The organism is Micromonospora sp. NPDC049114 (assembly GCF_040648635.1).
Lineage (GTDB): Bacteria > Actinomycetota > Actinomycetes > Mycobacteriales > Micromonosporaceae > Micromonospora.
This window is the reverse complement of sequence record NZ_JBEZEA010000001.1, coordinates 314045-336675: the sequence shown is the minus strand read 5'-3', so window position 1 is coordinate 336675 and position 22631 is coordinate 314045. Positions and strand designations below refer to the sequence as shown.

Annotated in this window: 24 protein-coding genes; 11 read left to right on the top strand and 13 right to left on the bottom strand. The window is 73.5% G+C overall.

The genetic code is table 11. From position 1 onward, the window contains the following. Positions 1 to 6 precede the first annotated feature (6 nt). Complete coding sequence (locus AB0B39_RS01570; RefSeq protein ID WP_357573222.1) at positions 7 to 993, bottom strand: aldo/keto reductase; 987 nt, start codon at positions 991 to 993, stop codon at positions 7 to 9. 84 nt (positions 994 to 1077) lie between these two features. Then, complete coding sequence (locus tag AB0B39_RS01565; protein ID WP_357493918.1) at positions 1078 to 1830, bottom strand: SDR family oxidoreductase; 753 nt, start codon at positions 1828 to 1830, stop codon at positions 1078 to 1080. A gap of 102 nt (positions 1831 to 1932) precedes the next feature. Here AB0B39_RS01565 and AB0B39_RS01560 point away from each other — a divergent pair, with 102 nt between their 5' ends. Then, the gene (locus tag AB0B39_RS01560) at positions 1933 to 2775 is read left to right on the top strand and encodes a helix-turn-helix transcriptional regulator (protein ID WP_357573221.1); all 843 of its coding nucleotides are present in this window, start codon (positions 1933 to 1935) and stop codon (positions 2773 to 2775) included. 63 nt (positions 2776 to 2838) lie between these two features. Here the strand turns inward: AB0B39_RS01560 and AB0B39_RS01555 are convergent, their stop codons facing one another. Together AB0B39_RS01555 and AB0B39_RS01550 are read right to left on the bottom strand one after the other, a co-directional pair. Beyond that, positions 2839 to 3690 carry an aldo/keto reductase gene (locus tag AB0B39_RS01555; protein WP_357573220.1) on the bottom strand — a complete coding sequence of 284 codons (852 nt, stop codon included), beginning with the start codon at positions 3688 to 3690 and terminating at the stop codon, positions 2839 to 2841. 97 nt (positions 3691 to 3787) lie between these two features. Next, positions 3788 to 4747, bottom strand: coding sequence for a LysR family transcriptional regulator (locus AB0B39_RS01550; RefSeq protein WP_357573219.1), 960 nt, complete (start codon positions 4745 to 4747; stop codon positions 3788 to 3790). Positions 4748 to 4798: 51 nt separating this feature from the next. On the opposite strand from AB0B39_RS01550, the gene AB0B39_RS01545 reads away from it, so the two are divergent. Both AB0B39_RS01545 and AB0B39_RS01540 read left to right on the top strand, forming a co-directional pair. Further along, positions 4799 to 5713 (top strand): serine hydrolase, encoded by a 915-nt coding sequence (locus tag AB0B39_RS01545; RefSeq protein WP_357493926.1) that lies wholly within the window; start codon positions 4799 to 4801, stop codon positions 5711 to 5713. Positions 5714 to 5866: 153 nt separating this feature from the next. Beyond that, complete coding sequence (locus AB0B39_RS01540; RefSeq protein ID WP_357573218.1) at positions 5867 to 6844, top strand: MBL fold metallo-hydrolase; 978 nt, start codon at positions 5867 to 5869, stop codon at positions 6842 to 6844. Between the two features lie 32 nt (positions 6845 to 6876). On the opposite strand, the gene AB0B39_RS01535 is transcribed toward AB0B39_RS01540, so the two are convergent. The 3 genes from AB0B39_RS01535 to AB0B39_RS01525 are packed head-to-tail and all read right to left on the bottom strand — an operon-like array spanning position 6877 to position 9268. Then, on the bottom strand, positions 6877 to 7416 hold the full coding sequence (locus AB0B39_RS01535) for a DUF1697 domain-containing protein (protein WP_357493930.1): 540 nt from the start codon (positions 7414 to 7416) through the stop codon (positions 6877 to 6879). A gap of 29 nt (positions 7417 to 7445) precedes the next feature. Continuing rightward, positions 7446 to 8114 carry a response regulator transcription factor gene (locus AB0B39_RS01530; RefSeq protein ID WP_234581547.1) on the bottom strand — a complete coding sequence of 223 codons (669 nt, stop codon included), beginning with the start codon at positions 8112 to 8114 and terminating at the stop codon, positions 7446 to 7448. Continuing rightward, on the bottom strand, positions 8111 to 9268 hold the full coding sequence (locus tag AB0B39_RS01525; protein ID WP_357493932.1) for a sensor histidine kinase: 1158 nt from the start codon (positions 9266 to 9268) through the stop codon (positions 8111 to 8113). Before AB0B39_RS01525 ends, AB0B39_RS01530 begins: the two co-directional genes overlap by 4 nt. Positions 9269 to 9437: 169 nt before the next feature. Between AB0B39_RS01525 and AB0B39_RS01520 the strand changes: the two genes are divergently transcribed. Genes AB0B39_RS01520 through AB0B39_RS01510 form a run of 3 tightly spaced genes read left to right on the top strand, consistent with a single transcriptional unit; the run spans position 9438 to position 13636 of the window. After that, positions 9438 to 10190, top strand: coding sequence for an ABC transporter ATP-binding protein (locus AB0B39_RS01520; RefSeq protein WP_357493934.1), 753 nt, complete (start codon positions 9438 to 9440; stop codon positions 10188 to 10190). After that, positions 10184 to 12613, top strand: a complete 2430-nt coding sequence (locus AB0B39_RS01515) for an ABC transporter permease (RefSeq protein ID WP_357573217.1) — start codon at positions 10184 to 10186, stop codon at positions 12611 to 12613. The genes AB0B39_RS01520 and AB0B39_RS01515 overlap by 7 nt, the downstream gene beginning before the upstream one ends. Before the next feature lie 42 nt (positions 12614 to 12655). Continuing rightward, positions 12656 to 13636 carry a hypothetical protein gene (locus AB0B39_RS01510; RefSeq protein ID WP_357573216.1) on the top strand — a complete coding sequence of 327 codons (981 nt, stop codon included), beginning with the start codon at positions 12656 to 12658 and terminating at the stop codon, positions 13634 to 13636. Here the strand turns inward: AB0B39_RS01510 and AB0B39_RS01505 are convergent, their stop codons facing one another. Genes AB0B39_RS01505 through AB0B39_RS01490 form a run of 4 tightly spaced genes read right to left on the bottom strand, consistent with a single transcriptional unit; the run spans position 13637 to position 16662 of the window. Beyond that, entirely contained in the window at positions 13637 to 14200 is a 564-nt protein-coding gene (locus tag AB0B39_RS01505; RefSeq protein WP_357493940.1) for a heme-binding protein, read from the bottom strand. It lies immediately after the preceding gene. A gap of 31 nt (positions 14201 to 14231) precedes the next feature. Then, a complete protein-coding gene (locus AB0B39_RS01500; protein WP_357493942.1) occupies positions 14232 to 14969 on the bottom strand; it encodes a hypothetical protein in 738 nt (245 codons plus the stop codon). Positions 14970 to 14971: 2 nt separating this feature from the next. Beyond that, positions 14972 to 15769, bottom strand: coding sequence for an ABC transporter permease (locus tag AB0B39_RS01495; protein WP_357573215.1), 798 nt, complete (start codon positions 15767 to 15769; stop codon positions 14972 to 14974). Beyond that, positions 15766 to 16662 carry an ATP-binding cassette domain-containing protein gene (locus AB0B39_RS01490; protein WP_357493946.1) on the bottom strand — a complete coding sequence of 299 codons (897 nt, stop codon included), beginning with the start codon at positions 16660 to 16662 and terminating at the stop codon, positions 15766 to 15768. Before AB0B39_RS01490 ends, AB0B39_RS01495 begins: the two co-directional genes overlap by 4 nt. Before the next feature lie 132 nt (positions 16663 to 16794). Here AB0B39_RS01490 and AB0B39_RS01485 point away from each other — a divergent pair, with 132 nt between their 5' ends. From AB0B39_RS01485 to AB0B39_RS01475, 3 genes are all read left to right on the top strand, one after another. Further along, positions 16795 to 18054 carry a histidine kinase gene (locus tag AB0B39_RS01485; RefSeq protein WP_357573214.1) on the top strand — a complete coding sequence of 420 codons (1260 nt, stop codon included), beginning with the start codon at positions 16795 to 16797 and terminating at the stop codon, positions 18052 to 18054. Continuing rightward, positions 18042 to 18755, top strand: coding sequence for a response regulator transcription factor (locus AB0B39_RS01480; protein ID WP_357493950.1), 714 nt, complete (start codon positions 18042 to 18044; stop codon positions 18753 to 18755). The genes AB0B39_RS01485 and AB0B39_RS01480 overlap by 13 nt, the downstream gene beginning before the upstream one ends. Before the next feature lie 126 nt (positions 18756 to 18881). Beyond that, complete coding sequence (locus tag AB0B39_RS01475) at positions 18882 to 19373, top strand: hypothetical protein (RefSeq protein ID WP_357573213.1); 492 nt, start codon at positions 18882 to 18884, stop codon at positions 19371 to 19373. 100 nt (positions 19374 to 19473) lie between these two features. Here the strand turns inward: AB0B39_RS01475 and AB0B39_RS01470 are convergent, their stop codons facing one another. Next, positions 19474 to 20262 carry a D-Ala-D-Ala carboxypeptidase family metallohydrolase gene (locus AB0B39_RS01470; RefSeq protein WP_234581536.1) on the bottom strand — a complete coding sequence of 263 codons (789 nt, stop codon included), beginning with the start codon at positions 20260 to 20262 and terminating at the stop codon, positions 19474 to 19476. Positions 20263 to 20566: 304 nt separating this feature from the next. On the opposite strand from AB0B39_RS01470, the gene AB0B39_RS01465 reads away from it, so the two are divergent. Next, positions 20567 to 21205 carry a DUF6642 family protein gene (locus tag AB0B39_RS01465; protein WP_234581535.1) on the top strand — a complete coding sequence of 213 codons (639 nt, stop codon included), beginning with the start codon at positions 20567 to 20569 and terminating at the stop codon, positions 21203 to 21205. A 79-nt stretch (positions 21206 to 21284) separates the two neighbouring features. Continuing rightward, complete coding sequence (locus AB0B39_RS01460; protein ID WP_357493953.1) at positions 21285 to 21749, top strand: PPOX class F420-dependent oxidoreductase; 465 nt, start codon at positions 21285 to 21287, stop codon at positions 21747 to 21749. A 216-nt stretch (positions 21750 to 21965) separates the two neighbouring features. Here AB0B39_RS01460 and AB0B39_RS01455 read toward each other — a convergent pair whose 3' ends face one another. Then, a complete protein-coding gene (locus AB0B39_RS01455) occupies positions 21966 to 22607 on the bottom strand; it encodes an NAD(P)H-binding protein (RefSeq protein ID WP_234581533.1) in 642 nt (213 codons plus the stop codon). Positions 22608 to 22631 lie beyond the last annotated feature (24 nt).

Below are 22631 nucleotides of genomic sequence, written 5' to 3'. Positions count from 1 at the left end.
CGCGGGTCACCAGGTGGTGTCGAGGCGGTGCCGCTGATCGGCGGTCAACTCCAGCTCCACAGCGGCCAGGCTCTCCTCGAGCTGGGCCACCGAGGAGGCCCCCACCAGCGGAATCGTCGGCAGGTCACCGCCCAGCAACCAGGCGAGCACCACCTGGTTCACCGTCGCGCCGGTCTGCCCGGCCACCTCCCGCAGGGCGGCCAGCCGCCGGGGCGCGCTCGGCAGGTCGTACTCCGCGCCCAGCGGCCTGTCCGCCCGCGTGAACGCCCCCTTGAGCAGCGGCGAGTACGCCACCAGGGCCAGCTCGGGCTCGGCGCGCAGGTAGCTGAGCAGGTCACCGCCGGCGGCGCCCGGGTCGCCGTCCGGGTCCAGTTCGCTGGCCAGGTCGGTGCGCCGGGGCAGGTAGCTGTGGTGGTACTGGAGCACCTCGTACCCCGGGAGGCCGGCGGCTGCGGCGAGCGCGCGGGCCCGCTCCACTCGCCAGGCCCGGTGGTTGCTCGCCCCGAGCAGGCCGACAGTGCCCTCGGCGACCAGCTCGGCGAAGCCCTCCACGGTCTCCGCGAGCGGCACCGTGCGGTCCTCGATGTGTGCGTAGAGCAGGTCCAGCCGTTCCACGCCGAGCCGGTCGCGGCTGCGCTCCGCCGACTCGCGGATCACCTTCGCCGACAGGCCCTCGGCGTTGTCCAGGTAGCTGGTGCCGGGTGCCAACGGACGGGCACCCAGCTTGGTGGCGATGACGATCTCGGCGCCGATGCCCCGGCTGCGCCGCCACCGCCCGAGCAGCTCCTCACTCTGGCCGCCCTGCGAGCCGTCGACCCAGAACGCGTAGTTGTCCGAGGTGTCGATGAAGGTGCCGCCCGCCTCGACGTACCGGTCGAGGATCGCGTACGAGGTGGCCTCGTCGGTGGCGCTGCCGAACAGCATGGCCCCGAGACTGAGCACGCTTACCTCGCGCCGGGTCGCCGGGTCGGTGCCGATCGTGCGGTACCGCATGGGGATCTCCTTTCGTGCGCCCTGCCGGTGGGCGCCCGAGGACCACCCTGGCGGCTGGAGTGCGCTCCAGGTCAAGCCGTCGTCTCACCAGGGGAGTACGCCGTACCCGCCGCCGGCGTCCATCTGGAAGCCCCACAGCAGCCCGCTCGGGCCGTCGGCCGGCAGCGTCGCCAGGTGCACGCTCACCTCGGCGCCCTGCTCGGGCGTGCGGAAGCCGTTGTTGCCGTTCAGGTCGGTGGCGCAGTAGCCGGGGTTCGCCGCGTTCACCTTGATCGGGGTGTCGCGCAGCTCCTTGGCGTACATGGCGGTGAGCATGTTCAGCGCCGCCTTCGACGACGGGTACGGCACGGAGGTCAACTCGAACAGCGCGCCGTCCGGGTCGGTCATCACCGCGATCGAGCCGACCTCACTGGAGACGTTGACGATCCGCGCCGCCGGCGACCGGCGCAGCAGCGGCAGCAGCGCGTTGGTCACCGTCACCACCCCGAAGACGTTCGTCTCGTACAGCTGACGCAGTGTCGCCACTGTCGTCTCGCTGGGCAGCCCCCGCGCACCGTCGGCGCGCACGATGCCGGCGTTGTTGACCAGCACGTCCAGCCGGCCGTACTCCGCCTCCACCCGCTTCGCGGCGGCCGTCACCGACTCCGCGTCGGTGACGTCCAGTGGCACGTACACCGCGTCCGCGCCGCCGTCGCGCAGCTTCCGCTCGGCGGCCCGACCCCGCTCGGCGTCGCGCGCGCCCACCAGGACTGTCATCCCGAGGCCGCCGAGCTGTCGTGCGGTGGCGAAGCCGATTCCCTTGTTGGCCCCGGTGATCAGGGCGATCGTGTTCGTCATGCCGTCGAGCCTCACCCCGGCGACGGCCTGGGGACAGGGACGGGCCGAGCCTGGGACCGGCGGTACCACCCTGGCCGACTCCGTCCGGGGCATGCTGGGGGGATGACGAGCAGCGGCCTGCGACGTGACGAACTGGCGGCGTTCCTGCGCACCCGCCGCGCCCGCCTGAGCCCCGCCGAGGTCGGCCTTCCCGACGGGACACGTCGGCGCACCCCCGGGCTGCGTCGACAGGAGGTCGCCCAACTCGCCGGGATGTCGATCGACTACTACATCCGCCTGGAGCAGGGCCGTGGGCCGCACCCGTCCCGGCAGGTGCTCGCCGCGATGGCCCGGGCGCTGCTGCTGAGCCGCGACGAGCGCGAGTATCTGTTCCGGATCGCCGGTGAGCATCCGCCCGCGACAGTGGGCCCGAGCCGGGAGGTGAGCCCCGGGCTGCGGCACCTGCTCGACGCGATGACCGAAGCCCCCGCGTACCTCGTCGACGCCGCCTACCACGTGCTGGCCTGGAACCGTCTGGCCACGCACTTCGTGGGCGATCTCGCGACCGTGCCCGACGCCCGGCGCAACATGATCCGCTGGACGTTCCAGCAGCCGATGACCGACGCCCACTGGGCCGATGCCGACGTACGCCGGTTCGTGCACAGCACGGTGGCGGATCTGCGGGCCGCCTACGGCCGCTATCCGGCGGACCCGGCGATCCGGGAGCTGGTCACCGAACTGCTCGGCACCTCGCCGCACTTCGCTCGCCTGTGGGCCGAGCACGACGTCGAGGAACGTCGTCCCATCGTGAAGCGGGTGGCGCACCCCGAGCTGGGGCCGCTGGAGTTCGAGTGCCGGGTGCTGCTGGTGCCGGAGACCGAGCAGCGGTTGATCGTCTACGTTCCCGAGCCCGGCTCGCCGACCCAGGCGGTGTTCCGCCGGCTCGCCGAGCGCGTCGGCTCGTGAACGTGCGAGAACGAGCGCTGCCGCCCGGTCAGATGACCGAGCGGCAGCGCCGTCATTCGAGCGTCAGCGGGGTACGTAGGCGAAGGTGTCCGGGTTCGGGCCCTGCCGCCCGGCCTCACCCTTGTCCAGTGCCGTGATCCGCTCCATCGCCGTGTCGTCCAGCTCGAAGTCGAAGATGCGGGTGTTCTCCTCGATCCGCTTCGGCGTGGTCGACTTCGGGAAGATGATGTCGCCGCGCTGCACGTGCCACCGCAGCACCACCTGCGCCGGGGTGCGGCCGAGCTGCTCGGCGATGTCGACGACAGTCGGGTCGTCGAGCACCTTGCCCTGCGCGATCGGCGACCACGCCTCGGTGAGGATGTTGTGCTCGCGGCCGTAGGCGCGCACCTCGTCGTTGCCGAAGTAGGGGTGCGCCTCGATCTGGTTGACCGCCGGCACCACGCTTGCCTCGTCGGCCAGTCGGCGCAGGTGCGCCACCTGGAAGTTCGACACGCCGATCGAGCGGGCCCGGCCGTCGCGCTGGAACTCCTCCAGCACCTTCCAGGTCGAGACGTAGTCGCCGTCGTACAGCGTCGGCAGCGGCCAGTGGATCAGGAACAGGTCGATGTAGTCCATCTTCAACGCGGCAAGCGTCGAGTCGAACGCCTTGCGGGCGTCGTCCGGCCGGTGGAAGCCGTTGTTCAGCTTGCTGGTCACGTAGACGTCGCCCCGGTCGAGGCCGGACACGCGGATCGCCTCGCCGACCTCGGCCTCGTTGCCGTACATCTCGGCGGTGTCGATGTGCCGGTAGCCCGTCTCCAGGGCCGTGGTCACCGCCGCAACGGTGTCCTTCGGCTCGATCTGGAACACCCCGAAGCCGAGCTGCGGGATGGTGGTGCCGTCGTTCAGGCTGATGTCAGGAATCGTGAGTGCCACTGCGGCTCCTTCGCGTCTTCGTTATCCGTCATCCATACCCGGGCGGGTGGACGATCCACCGTCCAACGCGAGGTGACGAGCGCAACGTCGGGCCGGTTCACCCGGTCGTGTCGAACAACACCGGCCAGGGTCGCGCCGCCGGCACCGAGGGCGGCGTGGGCGGCGCCGGCTCGGCGACGGCCAGCACCTCGGCGGCGATCTGCCCGACCATCGGGGCCGCCGGATGCGCCGACCGTTGCGGCCAGACCGCCGAGGTGCGTTTCGTCAGCGAGGCGTCGGCGATCGGCCGCCACGCGATCCGGGGTTCCCGGCGTGCCAGCGCCGCCGGCTCCACGGCCACCCCACCGCCGGCCAGCACCAGCCCGAACAGGAACTCCGGATTGCGCGCCGGCCGCACCCGCGCCGGCCGCCACCCGTGCCGCCGGCACACCGCGAGCAGGTGGTCGTGCCAGCCCGGCGCGGTGGCCCGGGGCGCGGCCACCAGGTCGAGGCCGGCGAGCGCCGCGAGCGGCACCTCCCGGCCGCGGGCCAGCGGCGACGTCCGCGGCAGCAGTACCCCCAGTGGTACGTCCACCGGGGCCCCGAAGCGCAGCCCGTCCGCCTCGACCGGATGGTGCACGAGCCCCACGTCCAACCGCCGCTCGGTGAGCATCCGCACCTGCTCGGCGGTGGTCAGCTCGTGCAGCTCCACGTCCAGGCCGGGCGCTCGGCCGGTGAGCTGGTCGAGCAGCGCGCGCAGCGTCACCGCGGGGGTCTCCGGCGGCACTCCGGCCCGCAGGATGCCCAGCTCGCCCGCGCGGACCTGCCCCATGAGGTTGCGCAGCCGGCCCTCGCCGGCGAGGAGTTCCTCCGCCTCGGCGAGCAGCAGACCGCCGGCGGTGGTGAGCCGCACCTGGCGGCGGGAGCGGTCGAACAGCTCGACCTCCAGCTCCCGTTCGAGGCGCTGGATCGACTGGCTCAACGGCGGCTGGGCCATTCCGAGCAGTTCGGCCGCCCGCCCGAAGTGCAGCTCGTGGGCGACCACCACGAAGTGCCGCAGGTGCCGGAGCAGGTCCACGGCCGGACCCTACGCCAGCGGCGGACCACCGCCACTGGATACCGTGCCCGGGTGGATGTGGGGGAGCGGATCGAGGCCATCTTCGCGGGCGTCGGGGTGACGGCCAGCCTGCACGCCGTCGACTTGGACGCGGTGGACGTCGACGCCGTCGACCCGGCCGGAATGGACCGGCAGGTCGGGGTGCGTGCCGACGAGCAGGTGGTGATCGCGTCGATCTTCAAGATCCTGCTGGTGCTGGAGTTCGCCCGGCAGGTCGACGCCGGCCAGCTCGACCCCACCGAACGGGTCCTGGTCACCGCCGCCGACCGGCTCGGCGGGTGGGGGCTGGCCGGCTGCGTCGACGACGCCGAGGTGTCGCTGCGCGACCTCGCGTACTTCGCCATGTCGGTGAGCGACAACACGGCCGCCGACCTGCTGCTGCGCCGGGTCGGCCCGGACCTGCTGCCGATGCTCGCCGCCGAGCTGGGCCTCACCCGCACCCGCGTTCTCGGCGGTCCTCGGGAACTGGTCGAGATGATGCTCGCCGACGTGGGGGCGCGGACCGAGGCGGAGTTCGCGCGGATCTTCCCGACCCTGCCGGCGGAGCGGGTCCAGGCCATGCGGGTCTTCGACCCCGCGCACACCACCAGCAGCACCGCCCGGGAGATCACCCGGCTGCTCACCCTGATCTGGCGCGACCAGGCCGGCCCGGCGGCGGCCTGCGCGATGGTCCGCACCTGGATGGCCCGGCAGCTCTTCTGGACCCGGCTGGCCGCCGGCTTCCCGCCCGGCGTCCGGGTCGCCGGCAAGACCGGCACCCTGCCCGGCCTGCACCTGGAGGCCGGTGTCGCCGAATACCCCGACGGCGGCCGGTACGCCATCGCCGTCTTCGCCCGCGCCGACGAGCTGACCCCGCGCCGGATCGACGTGGACCTGGCGATGGGAACTGCCGCCCGGACGGCAGTCGAGGCGCTGCGCGGCGAGTGAGTTTCCGGGCGTCCGAGCGCCGAAGGGGGACCGCTGAGCAGGCACGATATGCGGTGACGTATCGGAGCTGAAGGCGTTCGATCTTGGACCGGGGCGCGGTGGCGCTGGTTGGCTCGTGCTGACCGATCACCCGAGCACGGGGAGTAGATCCGCATGTCCAACCTCGACCGTCGACGCTTCCTGCGCGACGCCGCCGCCACCACCGCCCTGGTCTCGGCCGGCGGTCTCGCCGCCACCTCGGCCACCCCGGCCCAGGCCGCGCCGCCGGCCGTCGCGCCGACGCCCGCCAGAGGCCGCACCGGCGCGGTCAGCTTCCGCTGGTGGGGTACGGCCGGCTGGCGCATCGACATCGCCGACCGGATCGTCCTGGTCGACCCGTTCCTCAGCCGGATCGACACCGGGCTGTTCAACCCCCCGTTCCGGACCGACGCCCCGTTGACCGTGCGCACCGACGTGATCGATCCGCGCGTCGACCGGGCCACGACCATCCTGGTCACGCACACCCACTGGGACCACTTCATGGACGTCCCGTACATCGCCGGGCGTACCGGCGCGCGGGTGTTCGGCACGCTCACCGCGTACCACCTGGGGTTGGCCTACGGGGTGCCGTCGACGAAGCTCAGCGCCGTCAAGGGCGGGGAGGTGCTCGACTTCGGCGACCACAGCATCGAGGTGGTCGGCTCGCTGCACAGCCGCAACGCGTCGTACTCCGTGGCCTTCCCCGGGGTGCGGGTGAGCCAGCCGGCGCAGCCGGCGACCATCGCCGACCTCCCGGAGGGCGACACGCTGGGCTACCTGCTGCGGGTCGAACGCGGCCCGTCGGTCTACTTCACCGGAGCCAGCGACGTCGCCGAGCGCAACCTCACCGGCCTGGCGCCGGACGTGGCGATGGTGGCCATGCAGAGCGCCACCACCACCGGCGACTACCTGCCCCGGCTGCTGGCCGGTCTGGACTACCCGAAGGTCGTCGTGCCGGTGCACTGGGACAACTTCGAGACGCCGTTGCAGAATCCGCCGGTCGTCGCGCCGGCCGACCGGGACCGACTCAACGACATGATCGCGGCGGTGCGTCGGATCTCGCCGCGCAGCCGGGTGCTGGTGCCCGAGTACGAGACCGCGTACCACTTCTGACCGGTTCCGGGCGGGCGTCCGCGCCCGCCCGGTCAGCCGGCGGCCATCTCCGCCAGGGCGCGCACCGACTTCCAGTTACGGGTGGTCGCCACCACGCCGAGCTTCTTCTCCAGGTAGGCGTTGGTGAACTTCGTCCGGCCGTAACCACCGTCGGGGAAGTGCAGGTAGACCTCCCGGCCGGTCACCGTGAACGACACGTTCTCACCGCCGGGCACGGCGAGCGCGTCCACCACTGCCTTCGCCGGAGGGGTCGCCAGGAACGCCACCAGCAGGAGCTTCGGATCGTCCTCGACCTCGGCGTACGGGTTGCCACCCGCCACCGCCGCCAACTCCCGGCCGCTGCGGACCAGCACCGGCACGGTCAGCCCCAGTTCGTCGGCGAGCGCCCGCTCGATGCCGGCGGCCAACTTCTCCGCGTCGCGCACGGTGCTGCCGAAGGCCACGTTGCCGCTCTGGAGGTACGTCTCGACCGCCTCGTGCCCGAGGTCGGTGACGATCCGGCGCAGGTCGGCCATCGCCAGGCGGGTGGTGCCGACGTTGACTCCGCGCAGCAGCGCGACGTACCGGGTCATGTCTCCTCCTGGGTGCACGGCCGACCGGCTCAGCGTAGGCCGCCCGGCCCCACCAGGCCCGTCTCGTACGCGACGATGACCAGTTGCGCCCGGTCACGGACCGCCAGCTTGGTCAGCAGCCGCCCGACGTGTGTCTTGACGGTGGCCTGGCTGAGGTTGAGGTGCGCGGCCAACTCCGCGTTGGACAGGCCCCGGGCGATCAGCGCCAGCACCTCCCGTTCCCGGTCGGTCACCCCGTCGAGCTGTCGGGGCAGCGGCCGGGTCGGCTCCGGCTGGCGGGCGAACTCGTCGATCAGTCGGCGGGTCACCGTCGGCGCGAGCAGCCCCTCCCCGGCGGCGACCACCCGGATCCCGGTCAGCAGGTCCGCCGGTGGGGTGTCCTTGAGCAGGAACCCGCTGGCTCCGGCGCGCAGCGCGCCGTAGACGTACTCGTCGAGGTCGAACGTGGTCAGGATGATGACCCGGGTGCCGGCCGTCGCCGGGTCGGCGCAGATCCGCCGGGTCGCCTCGATGCCGTCCATCTCCGGCATCCGGACGTCCATCAGCACCACGTCCGGCAGGTGCTGCCCGGTCAACGCGACGGCCTGCACGCCGGTGCCCGCCTCGCCGACAGTGGTGCAGTCCGGGCTGAGGTCGACAAGCAGCCGGAAACTGCCGCGCAGCAGCGCCTGGTCGTCGGCGATCAGGACGCGGATCACGCGGCCACCCGGTAGGGCAGGCTGGCCGTCACCGCGAAGCCACCGTCGGAGCGTGGGCCGGCACGGAACTCCCCGCCGTGCAACGCCACCCGTTCCCGCATCCCGATCAACCCGTGCCCCTCCCCGCCGAGCAGGACCGGACGCTGGCCGTCGTCGGTCACCTCCACCCGCACCTCGTCGGGCAGAACGGTAACCGTGGCCCGGCACGCCGCCGGCGCCGCGTGCTTCACCACGTTCGTGACCGCCTCCTGCACGATCCGGTACACCGCGAGGCCCACCGACTCCGGCACCGCGCCGACCGGCTCCTCCCGCCGCACGTCGAGCCGCACGTCGACGCCGCCGATCGCCGCCTGCCGGGCGAGGACCGGCAACTCGTCCAGCCCGGGCGTCGGCGCGTACGGGCTGTCCGCGCGCAGGACGCCGAGCACGCGACGCACATCGGTCAGCGCGGTGCGGCCGGTCTCCTCGATGACCCGGAGCGCGGCGCCCGCCTCGCGGGGGTCGGCCTCGGCGACGTGGTTGGCGACGGCAGCCTTTACCACGATGAGGCTCAGCGTGTGCGCGACCACGTCGTGCAGCTCGCGCGCCACCCGCAACCGCTCCTCGGTGGCGGCCTGACGGACCAGCTGGTCGCTCTGCCGGGTGGCGAGGGCGCGTCGCTCCCGGATCAGCCAACCGATCACCCAGGCCGGCGCGACCATGACCGTGGCGTAGACGACCGCCCCGGTCCGCGACCAGAGGTCACCCGCGGTCAGCACCAGGGCGACGCTCACCAGAGCGAGACAACCGGCGGCGCAGAGCAGCGACCGGCGCGTGGTGGTCGACACGGCCACCGTGTAGAAGGACAGGCTGATGGCCACTGCCGGCGCGGCCGCGGCGAAGTTGGGGATCACGCCAGTGATCAGGGCGACGGTGGTGACCGCGCTGATCGCCACGGCGACGGGGATCGGCCACCGTCGCCGGGCGGCCAGCGGCAGCCCGATGGCCATCCCGACGAGCACCGACACCCAGAGCGGTTCGTCCACGCCCCCGTGCAGCGGCGACTCCAGCGCCGCGTACGGGCAGAGCAGCCCACCGACCGCCACGGCGAGCACGGCGTCCACGATGTACAGGTCCACCGGCCGCAGCCGCCGGGTCAGCAGGAGAGCTGTCACCTGTCAGACCGTATCGGCGGGGCGGCCCGGCCGCGTCCACCCGTGGGTGGTCATCCCCGAGGACGACCCGGTGGGGTTCGCGCGCCGTCGACTCCGCCCAGGGGAGGGCCGGAAAGTGCCCGCCCCGGCACGACGCGCCGCACCCCCCGTGTTCGGCACCGTGACGGTCATGACCACAGACACGGTGACCCTGACGGGGCTGCGGACGGTGTACGGCACCGGAGACCGGCGGGTGACAGCGCTCGACGGCGTGACCACCAGCTTCGCGGGCGGCACGTTCACTGCGGTGATGGGCCCCTCGGGCTCGGGAAAGTCCACCCTGCTGCACTGCGCGGCGGGGCTGGACCGCCCGACCGAGGGGGTCGTCACGATCGACGGCGTCCGCCTCGACGACCTCGGCGAGGACGAGCTGACCCGGCTGCGGCGCGACCGGATCGGTTTCGTGTTCCAGGCGTTCAACCTGGTGTCCACGTTGACCGCCGCGCAGAACGTCGAGCTGCCGTCGCGCCTGGCCCGCCGCCGCCCGCCGGCCGCGGACGTCGCCGCCGCCCTCGACGCGGTCGGACTCGCCGACCGGGCCGGGCACCGGCCGAGTGAGCTGTCCGGCGGGGAGCAGCAGCGTGTCGCAGTGGCCCGCGCGTTGATCACCCGTCCGGCCGTGGTGTTCGCCGACGAGCCGACCGGGGCGCTGGACAGCTCGGCGTCCCGGCAGGTGCTCCGGCTGCTGCGGGCGCTCGTCGACGACCACGGGCAGACAGTGGTGATGGTGACCCACGATCCCGCCGCCGCCGCGTACGCCGATCGGGTCCTCCTGCTCGCCGACGGTCGCGTCGTCGACGAGCTGACCGGCCCGATCACCGCCGCTGCCGTCGCCGCCCGGATCGCCGAGCGGGAAACCGTTCCGGCGGAGTCGTCGTGCTGAGCGTCCGGCGGTCGGCCAGCGCGTTCGTGGCCGTCGCCATCGGGGTCGCGCTCGTCGCGGCGGCCACCCTCCTCCTCGCCTCCGGGCGTCCGCAGGTGCCGGACCGGTTGGCGCGGGCGGCGGTCGTGGTGCAGAGCCCCGAGGCGGGCGCGTCGGCCGACGCCTTCGTGCCGACCCGGCCCTGGTCCGCCACGGCGACCGCGGGACTCGTCGGCCGGCTGGCAGCGCTGCCCGGTGTCGCCACCGTGGTGCCGGACCGGACCTTCTACGCCCAGCCCCTCGTCGACGGTCGGCCCGTGGCCGCCGACACCCGACGGGAGGACGCCCACCAGGGGCACGGCTGGTCCAGCGCCCAGCTCGGTGGGCTGCGCCGCACGGCCGGCGAGCCGCCCCGCAGACCCGGCGAGGTCGTCGTCGACCGCGCGCTCGGGCTGCGGACCGGCGCACCGGTCACCCTGCTGACCGCCGCCGGTCCGGAGGCGTACACCGTCACCGGTCTGGTCGACGGGCCCGGCGTCCTTGTCGCGGACGAGGTCGCCGCCGCGCTCGCGCCCGGTGTCCGGGCCATCGGGCTGATGCTCGCGCCGGGAGCCGACCCCGAGCGGGTCGCCACGGCGGCGCGCGGAGTCGTCGGCGGCGACGGACAGGTGCTCACCGGTGCCGCCCGTGGTGCGCTGGAACCGCGCGGCGACGCCCGTACCCGGTGGATCGGCATGCAGGTGCTCACCGCCACGGCGGCCCTCGCCGGCTTCGTCACGGTGTTCGTGGTCGCCTCCACCTTCGCGTTCACCATCGCGCAGCGCCGCCGCGAGCTGGGCCTGCTGCGCGCCGTCGGCGCGACCGGACGTCAGGTCCGCCGCATGGTGTACGCGGAGGCGCTCGCCGTCGGCGCCGCAGCCGGGCTCGTCGGCCTGCTGGTCGGCGCGGCGCTCGCCCCGCTGCTGGGTCGGCTGCTCGTCGACGTCGGCTACGAACCGTCGACCTTCCGGGTCCGCTATGAACTCTGGCCGGTCGCGGTCTCGTTCGCCGCCGGGCCGGTGATCGCGCTGCTGGCCGTCTGGTCGGCGTCCCGCCGAGCGGCGCGGGTCCGCCCGCTGGAGGCGTTGCGCGAGGCCGCTGTGGAACAGCGCCCGATCGGGCGGGTTCGCGTCGCCGTCGGGGCGCTCCTCGTCGCGGCGGGGCTCGCCCTCAGTGTCGCAACGGCGACCGCCGACGAGGCCCGGATCGCCGCGCAGTACGCCCTGTACGCGGTGATGGCGCTGGTGGCCGGTGCCACAGTGCTCGCCCCGGCGGTGGTCGGGCCGGTCGTACGGCTGCTGCGGTCGCCGCTGCGTGGGCCCGGAGGCGCGATCGGAATGCTGGTCCGGGGCGGGGCGTTGACCGCGACCCGGCGGACCGCCGCCATCGCCGCGCCGGTGCTGCTCACCGTCGCGTTCGCGGTGCTGGTGTCCGGGATGGTGCGCACCACCACCGCCGCCTACGCGGCTGGTCGGGCCGACAACGTCAACGCCGGCTGGATCCTGGTGCCCGACCGGGCACCGGGCCTGTCGGACCGGGCCGTCGCCGCGACAGGTGGCACCGCCCTCCTGCCGACCACCGTCTACCGCACCGATCCCGGAGAATTGCCTGCGGACCGGCCGCTGACCGCGCTCGGCGTGGAGCCGGCCGGCTTCGCCGCCGCGAACCGGGCGCTGACCGTCGTCGCCGGCTCGCTCGACGACCTGCGCGGTGACGACACGGTGGTGGTCACCGAAGCGGCGAACCTGCGGCCGTCCGAGGCGTACGCGGTGGTCTTCGCGGACGGGACGTCGGTGTCGCTGCGCGTCGTCGCCGTGGTCAGCGACACCTCGATCCCCGGCGACCTGCTGGTGCCCCGGGCCGTGGTGCGTACGCACGACCCGTCGGCGCTCACGTCCACTGTGTATGTCCCGGACCGGATCGACCCTCCGGCCGGCGCGCGGGTCGTCGACGTCGCCACCTGGGCGGCCGAGGCGGACGCCGCCGAGGACCGTCTCGTCTGGCTCTTCACGTTGCTGCTCATCGGGGTGTCCGCCGGTTACGGCGCCATCGCGGTGGCCAACACGCTGCTGTTGGCCGCTGCCGGCCGCGCCGCCGACCTGCGGCTGATCCGGTTGGCCGGGGCGACCCGACGGCAGGTCCTCTGGCTGGTCACGGCCGAGTCGGCAGTGGTGGTCCTGATCGGCGCGCTGCTGGGTGGGGCTGTCGCGTTCGTCGGTCTGCTGAGCATCCGCGCCGGTCTCGCCGACCAGGTGGGTGCCCCCGTCGACCTGGTGGTGCCGTGGTCGGTGGTCGCCGGTGTGGTGGGGCTGTGCCTGCTGCTCGCGGCGCTGGCGAGCGCGTTGCCGACGTGGCGGATGATGCGGCACCGTCCCGCGCGGTCGCCGGTCGGCCTCGTCGGATGACCGCGGCCCCCGTGACGGCGATCGGGCGGCTACCGTCGACGGATGCGATTCGCGCGCCCGGTCGGGCTGCTCCTGGCTGCCGCAGCCGTGCTGATCTGGGCGGTCGGCATGGCGGTGTGGCAGCCGTTGACCGAGCCGATCGGCCCGTGGTCGGAGCGGCTGCCGGGCAACAACGCCTACTGGGCACGGGATCTGCGGTTCGTGGCGATCGTCGCGATCGTGCTCGGGTTGCTGCTGGCGGGCCGGGGGCAGCTCCGGTGGGGCGCTCCGGCGGTCGTGCTCGGTGGGCTCTGGATCGCGGCCGACGTGGCGATCGACCGGGCGGACCCGGCCGGCACGGGGTCGACGGTCCTGCTCGCCGTCTACGGTGCGGCGGCGCTCGGCGTGCTGGCGGCCGTCCTGGTGTGGCGGGATCGGGGCCGGCCCCCCACCACCGACCGGCGGGTGTTGACCGGCGCGGCCTGCGTGGCCGGGGTGCTGGCGGTGGTGGCGGCCGGCATCGAGTCACCTACCGACCGGGAGCCGGAGCTGACGCCGGCGGCCTTCGCCACCGGCGTGCTCCTGGTCGCCCTGACCGTCGTCGTCGCCCTGGCGGCGGCACCGGCCCGCACCCGGGGCCGCCGCCTGCTGGCCGTCGGGCTCGGCGCGGTCGCCATCGGCGGTGTCGCGCTGGTCCGGGCGGTCCCGCCCGGCCCGCGCATCCTGCCGATGATCGCGCTCGGCGCGGTGCTGCTCACCGGCGTCACCCTGCTGGCGTGGGACTGGCCGGGCGGTCGACCGGCCTGGCGGCAGCACGCGCTCGCCGGTCTCGCCGCGCTGGTGGGCCCGGTGCCGATGCTGCTGGCCGCGGCCGTCGCCATGATGGTGCTGCTCCCGGTCGGCGCGACGTTCACCGCGCTGGCCGGCAACAGCCCGATCAACTCCGCCGACTCCGACCTGCTGCTCTCGCTGGCCGGGCTGCTCGCCGGGCTGGGAATGGGGCTGCTGCTGGCCTGGCCGGTGGTCGACAACCGTCGCCGCTAGCTACTCCACGACGGGCAGCACGACCTCGTTGCGGCGCAGGAACCACGGCTTCCACGGCGGGTCGAAGCGCGCGTACCGGATCGCGCCGGTCGGTTGCAGCCCGGCCGCGGTCACCGACCGTCCGAGCATGGTGGCCCGCTGACTGAACGCCTGCTCGGTCCACCGCCCGGAGAACCGCATGGCCGCCGCCAGGCGTGCCGGGACCTCGTGGACGCGCACCCGGGTGTCCACCGGCTCGGGCAGGGTGGCGGTGGTGAAGGTGGCCGGCATGACGAACTGGATCAGGTAAGCCCCCGGCCGCTCGCCCTCGATCTGGACCACCGGCACGGTCATGGCGATCTTCTCCGAGTCGCCGGCCGCCGACATCGGCGGCCCGGCCGAGCCGATCGGGTGTCGGGCCCGGTTGGCGCCGCCGAGGTAGGCGGCCAGCGGCCGGAACGCCTCGATCGGGGCCCGGGTGAACGACGCCTGGATCTGCATCTCGGCCACCAGGTGAGCCGGGTAGCGGCGCAGCTCGAAGCCGGGGTGTCGGGACACCACCCGGTACGGCTGCTGCTCGGTCATCGCGCGCTCCCAGGATCTCCTGGGACAGACGCTACCGTCCCTTCGGCTCCTGCTCGGCCGAAGTCGGTTGTCCCGCACCGGGGACGGCGGTCCGCCAGTACTGGCGTTTGCCCTCGTCGCGCAGCACCACCCCGAGTCGTCCCAGCTCCCGTCGCAGCTCCCGGGCGTCGTCGCGGCGGTCCCGCTCGATCGCGCGCTCCCTCGCGCGCAGCAGCGCGTCCGCGCCGGCGGGCAGACCGGGCAGGTCGGGCACCCACAGCCGGTACGCCGACCGGTGGGGATCGTCGTCCGCCCAGGCCCAGCCGTGCGCCCGGAACGCGGCGGCGAGCCGGGCGGCGGGCAGGTCCGTCGACTCCCGCACCAGTTCCGCCCCGTCGGCGTCGAGCAGCACCAGGTGCTTGTCGGCGAGGAAGACGACCCGGGTGTCGGCCCGTGCGACGGTCCGGTTCTCATCGGCGCGGCGCAGCCGGACCTGCGCCGCGTCGACGCTGACGATCAGTCGTTCGGCGGTGCCGATCCCGGCGAGGACCAGGCCGGCGAGGGTGCCCACGGCGATTGTGCCGGCGGTGGCCTGCGGCTGGGGCAGCCGGTCCAGCCACTCGACGAGGTCGCTGAACGGCACCCAGGGCAGCCGGGCGAGCCAGCCTGTCGTCGCCGCGAGGAGCCATCCGGCGCCCGCGCCGAGCAGCGGGAAACCACCCCAGAGGACCGCCAGTTCCAGCGGGCCGCCGCTGACGGTGGTGCGCGGACGGTGACCGGCCAGGTCCATGGTCAGGACACCTCGCGGCGCAGCGTCCGGACCAGGCCGACGGCCAGGGGCAGGACCATCCAGACGAGCAGGGACACCGCCAGACGGCCCCACTGCCCACCGGTGAGCGCGTCGCCGCTGAACAGCGGTTCCATGGTCCGGTTGGTGTCCAGCCAGCCGGATGGGCCGCGCAGGGGTCGGACCATCTCGCCGAGCACCGCCCACAGGGTGGGCAGCAGCAGATAACCGACGATCGCCAACGGCGGATTGAGCAGCAACAGACCGAAGGCCGCACCCATCAGCACGCTGGCGGCCTGGAGGATCGCCGCGTTCAGCAGCAGCGACCAGTCGAACTGCCAGGTGCCCGCGCCGCCGGTGGCGGACGCCACGAGCGTGCCGACGGCGGCGACGGCCAGGCTGGCCAGCACCGAGGCGAACGCGGTGAGCACGACGGCGTTCAGCTTCGCGCTGATCACCCGCTCGCGGCGGGGCACCAGGGCGTACGTGGTGAGGGCGGTGCGTTGCGACCACTCGCTGGTGATCGACAGGATGCCCAGCACCGGCAGCAGCACCGACACCGGCAGCAGCGAGGGGCCGAAGAAGTCGAGGAAGGTCTGGTCGGCGTCCTTCGCGTAGATCAGCTGGAGGGTGACGATCGCGGCGGTGACCAGGCCGATGGTGATCAGCAGCCAACGGCCGGCCCGGGTGTCGACGAGCTTGCGCAGTTCCACGGCGGTGAGCCGGAGCAGCGACGGACGGCGTACCGCCGTGTGCTGCCGGGGCGCGACGGGCCCGGCGGCGGGCGCGGTGGTGGTGGTCATCGGACGGCCTCCTTGGTGGACTCGCCGGCGGTGAGGGTGAGGAAGAGTTGTTCGAGGCCACCGCTGCCGGCCGGGCGCAGCTCGGCCAGCGCGACGCCCGCGTCCGCGGCGGCCTGGCCGACCGTCTCGGCGTCGGCCTGCACGAGCAGACCGTCGGTGCCGTCGGTGGCGCTGAGGCCCGCCGTGTCCAGTGCCCGGCGCAACGCCGCGCCGTCGCGGGCCCGCACGAGCGAGCCGCCCCCGGCGAGCAGGTCGTTCTTGTCGCCCTGGGCCACGATCCGGCCGCCCCCGATCACCACCAGCCGGTCCGCGACCGCCTCCACCTCGCGCAGCAGGTGGGAGGAGAGCAGCACGGTGCCGCCCCGGTCGGCGAAGTCGCGCAGCAGGCCGCGCATCCAGAAGATCCCCTCCGGGTCCAGGCCGTTGGCCGGCTCGTCGAGGATCAACACCCGGGGGTCACCGAGCAGCGCCTGCGCCAGGCCGAGCCGCTGGCGCATCCCCAGCGAGTACGCCCGGACCCGACGCTTCGCGGCCACCGCGTTCAACCCGACCAGGTCGAGCTTCGCGGCGACCTCGCGCTTGTCCAGACCCATGGTGTACGCGGACAGCGTCAACGCCTCGCGGCCGGTGCGCCCGGCGTGCTGGGCGGAGGCGTCCAGCAGCACCCCGACCTCCCGCCCCGGGTTGGGCAGGTCCCGGTAGGGGCGCCCGGAGACGGTGGCCCGGCCGGCCGTCGGCGCGGTGAGGCCGCAGATCATCCGCATGGTGGTCGACTTGCCGGCGCCGTTGGGGCCGAGGAAGCCGGTGACCGTGCCCGGTTCGCACTGGAACGACACGTCGTCCACCGCCGGGTGTGGCCCGTATCGCTTGGTGAGGTTCTCCACGGTGATCATGCCGACGAGCGTGCCCGCGCCCCCCGGCCATCCGCTGCGGCCGCGGGTCGGTGTCGCACCGACCTTGGTCGACGCTCCGGTCGATACTTTGGTAGCTGGTTGCCGGTGCCCGTTGCTGCCTAGCATGGGCGCGTGACCAGCCTCGCCGTCCCGGAACACCCCTGGCTGCTGCCAGGGGAGCTGGTCGTGCCGGGCGAACGCGAACGTGACCGGGCACATCCGCGCCGCACCACCCGTGACTGGATCGTGGACAGCCTCGCGTTCCTGGCCGGGCTGCTCTGGGTGTTGTTCGCCACCGTGGACGCCCTGTCGCCCTCCCCGGAGACGGCGATTCCGCTGCCGCACGACTGGATGGTCGGTGTGGACGCGCTGCTCGGGCTGGCCTCCTGCGGGCTGCTGTGGGTGCGGCGGCGGTGGCCGCTCGGGTTGGCGGTGGCCACCCTGCCGTTGAGCGCGTTCTCGTTGGCCGCGGCCGTCCCGCTGCTGATTCTGTACTTCACCGTCGTGGTGCACCGCCGCACCGCCGTCGCGATCGCGTTCACCGGTGCCGGTCTCGTCACCAACCTGATCTTCAGTTGGGCGCGTCCGGACCCGAACTGGCCGTACTGGGCCACCGTGTCGTGGGGCGTGGTGATCACGATCGCCGTGCTGGCCTGGGGGATGTTCGTCCGGGCCCGGCGACAGTTGATCGTGTCGCTGCGGGAGCGGGCCGAGCGGGCCGAGGCCGAGCAGCAGTTGCGGGTCGCCCAGGCCCGACACCTCGAACGCACCCGCATCGCCCGGGAGATGCACGACGTGCTGGCCCACCGGATCTCGCTGCTGAGCCTGCACGCGGGCGCGTTGGAGTTCCGCCCCGACGCGCCGGCCGACGAGGTCGCCCGGGCCGCCGGGGTGATCCGGGGCAGCGCACACGCCGCCCTGCAGGACCTGCGGGAGGTCATCGGTGTGCTCCGCGCCGACGGCGACAACACCGGCGACGCCCCCGAGCCGCCGCAGCCCACCCTCGCCGACCTGCCCGCCCTGATCGAGGAGTCGCGCGCGGCCGGGGTGCGGGTGAACCTCACCGACAGCGTCGTCGCGCCCGGGGCCGTGCCGGCGGCGCTGGGGCGGGCGGCGTACCGGATCGTGCAGGAGGGCCTGACCAACGCCCGCAAGCACGCGGCCGGTGCGGCCGTCACCGTGGACGTGGCCGGTGGCCCGGGCACCGGGCTGACCGTGGCGATCTCCAACCGGTGGCCGCTGGGCACGCCGGCCGGGGGCGAACTGCCGGGCGCCGGCACCGGGCTGGTCGGCATCACCGAGCGGGTCACCCTGGCCGGAGGCCGGTTGGCGCACGGGCGGGACGAGGCCGGCGACTTCCGGCTGGCCGCCTGGCTGCCGTGGCCGGCGTGACCGGGCCGTCCGGCGGGGCCGGGGAGGCCACCGCTCCGGTGCGGGTGCTGATCGTGGACGACGACGCGCTGGTCCGGGCGGGCCTCTCGATGATCCTCGGCGGCCTGGCGGACCTGCGGGTGGTGGGTGAGGCTGCCGACGGCGGCGAGGTTCCGGCGGCGGTCGCCGCGTACGCCCCGGACGTGGTCCTGATGGACATCCGGATGCCCCGGGTGGACGGGCTCACCGCCACCGAGGCGCTGCGCGCGCGACCGAACCCGCCGGAGGTGCTGGTGCTGACCACCTTCGACGCCGACGAGCAGGTGCTGCGGGCGCTGCGCGCCGGCGCGGCCGGTTTCCTGCTCAAGGACACCCCTCCGGCGGACATCGTGCACGCGGTACGCCGGGTGGCCGCGGGGGAGGCGACGCTCTCCCCGACGGTGACCCGCACGCTGATCGACCACGTGACCGCCGCCGTCCCGGGTCTGGCCGGCCCGGATCCGCGTCGCGAGCGGGCGCTGCGGCTGCTCGACGGGCTCAGCGAGCGGGAGCGTCAGGTGGCGGTGGCGCTGGGGCGGGGCCGCACCAACGCGGAGATCGCGGGGGAGTTGTTCATGAGCGTGGCGACGGTGAAGGCGTACGTCTCCCGGCTGCTCACCCGGCTCGATCTCAACAACCGGGTCCAGGTGGCCCTGCTGGTGCACGACGCGGACCTCGTCTGAGCGCGCATTAGGGGGACGGTTAGGGGGCGGGGGATTGAACTTTCGTCAGATGCCGGCCGTACCACTGCCCGAGGATGTCGGTGCGGTGGGTCCGCCGTACCGCTGCCGAACTGCGGGAGGCCTGCCGTGCGTGTTGGTGAGCAGTCGACGGATCCCATCGACCAGGTGCTGGGTGAGGTGCCGCTGCCGGCACAACTGACACCCGAGGATGTCCGGCTCGCGGTCCGGGCGGTGGTCGTGCACACCGCCGAGGAGTGGCCGACCGGGCCGTTGTGTCGCAACGACGGCGCCTCCTACCCGTGCCGACTGCACCGGTGGGGGCGTCGGGTTCTTGAGACACACGGGCTCAACGAGCGCCAGATCGAGGCGTTGATCCAGCACGGCAACCCCTTCGTGCACGTGCCCTTCCCGTTCACCGCGACCGGGCCGTCGTCCGCGCGTCCCACCGGCGCCCGGCCGGCGGCGACCGCCGGCTATCCGGCGCCGGCTCCCGGCCGCGCCGGGCTCCCGGCGCGACACCAGGCCGCGCGCGTCACCCCTGCGGGGGTACGACAGGCCTCTGCCGGCCGGCCGGTGACTCCCGGTGTCACCGCGCCGCGCTGGCCCCGGGCCAGCTGAGCGGCGCCACCCCCGCCCGCCCTGTCCGGGGCGACACGACGTCGGCCCGACGCGGAGATTCCCCACCCGCGCCGGGCCGACGTCACACCGGCCGGTTCGTTCAGTCGTTACCGGCGCCGACGCCGCAGTCCGGCGCGGACCAGCTCGTCGTGTTCGAGCTGTGGTCGCTGTTGTTCTCGCGCCGCGAGTCGACGTGCACGTGGTCGTCGTGGTCGGGGTAGCCCGGCCCGTAGATCCCGCTGAAGCCGTTGTCACGGGCGTCCTTGGCCACCCGGCACAGCGAGGACGTCCGCGAGGTGACGTCGGCGGCGTTGCCGTACAGGTGCTGGCTGTCCGAGGCGCCACCGACCTGGTTGTTGCAGGCGCGACTGCGGAAGCCACTCGACACGTTCAGCGGCTTGTCGCCGAGGCTCTTGCGCAGCGCCTCCAATTTCCACATGGTGCGCAGCGCGTTCTGCTTCGTCTGGTTCGCCGACAGGGGGCCGCCGCTCCAGCCGCTGCCGCCGCAGCCGTTGTCCAACTCGCTGTAGGTGAAGTGCGCGGGCGTGCAGTCGTTGTCCTGGAGCTGGTACAGCTTGGCGTAGGTCTGCGGTCCCGCGACGCCGTCGGCGCGCAGTCCGTACGCCTGCTGGAACCGCTTGACCGCGGCGGCGGTCTTCGGTCCGTAGCGACCGTCGTTCTCGACGATGTCCCGGTAGCCGGCCCAGCCGGCGACCCGGATCTGCAGCTGACGGACGTCGTCGCCGGAGCGCCCCTGGTAGAGGTTGCGGTTCCAGGTGTAGCAGCCGTCCGCGTACGCTGCCGGCGCGGCGACCACCGACGCGATCGCTGCCCCGGGCAGTGCCAGGGCGAAAGCGACAGCAACTCGCTTCAAGGTGTTTACGCGCACAGAAGTCCTCCCGATAGGAGAGCGAATGGGGTTGCTTCGGGACATCGACCGGGACGTCCCGTGATTTCCACCCTCGCACTGATCGGTGCGCTAGGCGGCAATTAACGAGAATTGTCCTCACGATTCGTTGTTCCTGGGCATCGGCTGTGAATTCGACTGATTTGCGAAACAGCCATTTCCCCCCGATCGGCCCGGTGGCGCAAGAACTGCACCGAACGTCGCATTCGGCCACACCCAGGGTGATGTTCCTCGCCCGGCGGGGCCGGTAACGTCAGCCCCGGGCGGCGGACTGGCGGAGGTGCACGTGGCACGCGGTGGCGTCTTCTGTGTCGAGGGTCAGTGGCACCGCGACCTCAACGAACGCGGTTCCGTGCTGCCCACCCTCGAACTGCTGGAGCGGCTGGGCAAGATCCGCTTCATCCACAAGGACGCGGCCACCCGCGACGAGCTGTTCTACTTCCTGGACCGCTGGCTGCTCAAGCAGTACGCCGACCACCGTGTCGGCTTCTTCGCCATGCACGGCGAGCCCAGCCGGCTCTGCCTCACCGACTGGCAGTCGGTGGAGCTGAACGAGGTGGCCGAGCTGATGGCCGGCCGCTGCGAGGGGCGCCGGCTCTATTTCGGCAGCTGTTCGGTCCTGCGCGCGTCGGACGCGGTGCTGCGCGAGTTCCTGGAGGTCACCGGGGCCGCCCTGATCTGCGGTTTCACCCGGGACGTCGACTGGGTCGAATCGGCGGCCTTCGAAACCGTCCTGCTCGACGTGCTGGCCAACGGGCAGCGGCACAACGCCGCCGAACTGCGGATGGGCTCCGCGCACTGGGCACCGCTGGCCTCGTACCTCGGCTTTCGGGTGATCTATGCCAACGGCCGGGCCTGGCGCCCGGCCGGCCGGCCCCGCGTGCCCACCCAGGCCGTGCCCCGCGCCGCCACCGGCCCCCGCTGACCCGCCGACCCGCCGACCCGCCCTGCTGACCCGCCGCCCTGCCGCCGCTGGTTCGTGGCCGCCCTGGTAGGACTGAGTGATGGCGCCCAGCATCGCGAAGAACACCCGGGTCGACCGGGACGCCCTGCTCGACTTCCTCCGGCCTCGGCACCGTGTCGTGCTGATGACCACCCGGGCCGACGGCCGCCCGCAGTCCTCCCCGGTCTCCGCCGGCATCGACGGCCAGGGTCGGCTCGTCGTGTCCACCTACCCCGAGCGGGCGAAGGTCACCAACATCCGCCGTGACCCCCGGGTCTCGGCCTGCGTGCTGTCCGACGACTGGAACGGCCCCTGGGTGCAGCTCGACGGCACCGCCGAGGTGCTGGACCTGCCCGAGGCGCTGGAGCCGCTGGTCGAGTACTTCCGCAGCATCTCCGGCGAGCACCCGGACTGGGACGACTACCGGGCGGCCATGGTGCGCCAGGGCAAGTCGCTGATCCGGGTCACCATCGACGCCTGGGGCCCGATCGCCACCGGCGGCTTCCCGGCCCGCCTCGCCGACTGACCGCGCCTTCCCGGTAGGCGGCGGCGACCGCTACCCCAGGTCCGGCGGCGTCCGAACCTCCGAGCGCGCCCGCACCCCCCGGGTGGGTTGGCGTCCTGTCGAGCTGCCCCAGATATGGGGCGGGCTGCGCGCTGTCCTCTGCGGTTGGTTGCCCCACAGCTGGGGCAGCTCGACAGGGCGCGAAGGGGAGGTAGGTTCCTCGGCCTCGACCGGCGGTCAGTACGCCGCGGTGAAGCGCGTGTTGACGTACCGGGGCTGCTCGATCTCGTCGACGATCGCGACCGCCAAGTCCTCGTAGGTGAGCACCGACCGGCCCTGGTCGTCGGTGACCGGTTCGTCGGTGCCGGTGCGGTAGTGCCCGGTGCGGTCGCCGGGGTGGAACTCCAACGGCGGCGGGGAGACGTAGGTCCAGCTCACCCCGTCGGCGGCGGTGCGGTAGTAGTCCAGGGCGTCGGCCTGGCCCAGCGCCGCGTCCCGATACTGCTCCGGGAAGTCCGGCTCGTCGAGGATGCGGGTGCCACGCGGCGTGAGCAGCGTCGACCCGCCGCCCAGGTGGATGATCCGGGGTGCGGCCGGCATCGACCGCAGCGTGGTCACCAGGTTCTCCGCGGCGCTGCGCCACAGCCCGCGCTCGCCGCCGCCGATCGCCACCACCAGCGCGTCCGCCTCCGGCGCCAGCTCCCGGACACTGCGCTCGCTGGTGGCGTCGCCGGTGACCGTCCGTACCCCGGCCGGCAGGTACGAGGTGGCCTCCGGGCGGCGGACGGCGGCGATCACCCGGTGCCCACGGTCGGCCGCCTCGGCGGTGACCCGCGACCCGGCGGTGCCGCCCGCGCCAAACACGACGATGGTGCTCACCAGCCCAGGCTAGGGACCGGGCCG

Excerpts from the sequence above, each read along its gene's own strand:
- AB0B39_RS01535 (WP_357493930.1), bottom strand. The coding sequence starts at position 7,416 with ATGACCCGGTACGTCGCGCTGCTGCGCGGAGTCAACGTCGGCACCACC.
- AB0B39_RS01510 (WP_357573216.1), top strand. The coding sequence starts at position 12,656 with ATGCGATTCGCGCGCCCGGTCGGGCTGCTCCTGGCTGCCGCAGCCGTG.
- AB0B39_RS01520 (WP_357493934.1), top strand. The coding sequence starts at position 9,438 with ATGACCACAGACACGGTGACCCTGACGGGGCTGCGGACGGTGTACGGC.
- AB0B39_RS01540 (WP_357573218.1), top strand. The coding sequence starts at position 5,867 with ATGTCCAACCTCGACCGTCGACGCTTCCTGCGCGACGCCGCCGCCACC.
- AB0B39_RS01500 (WP_357493942.1), bottom strand. The coding sequence starts at position 14,969 with ATGGACCTGGCCGGTCACCGTCCGCGCACCACCGTCAGCGGCGGCCCG.
- AB0B39_RS01560 (WP_357573221.1), top strand. The coding sequence starts at position 1,933 with ATGACGAGCAGCGGCCTGCGACGTGACGAACTGGCGGCGTTCCTGCGC.
- AB0B39_RS01490 (WP_357493946.1), bottom strand. The coding sequence starts at position 16,662 with ATGATCACCGTGGAGAACCTCACCAAGCGATACGGGCCACACCCGGCG.
- AB0B39_RS01495 (WP_357573215.1), bottom strand. The coding sequence starts at position 15,769 with ATGACCACCACCACCGCGCCCGCCGCCGGGCCCGTCGCGCCCCGGCAG.
- AB0B39_RS01460 (WP_357493953.1), top strand. The coding sequence starts at position 21,285 with ATGGCGCCCAGCATCGCGAAGAACACCCGGGTCGACCGGGACGCCCTG.
- AB0B39_RS01570 (WP_357573222.1), bottom strand. The coding sequence starts at position 993 with ATGCGGTACCGCACGATCGGCACCGACCCGGCGACCCGGCGCGAGGTA.
- AB0B39_RS01505 (WP_357493940.1), bottom strand. The coding sequence starts at position 14,200 with ATGACCGAGCAGCAGCCGTACCGGGTGGTGTCCCGACACCCCGGCTTC.
- AB0B39_RS01565 (WP_357493918.1), bottom strand. The coding sequence starts at position 1,830 with ATGACGAACACGATCGCCCTGATCACCGGGGCCAACAAGGGAATCGGC.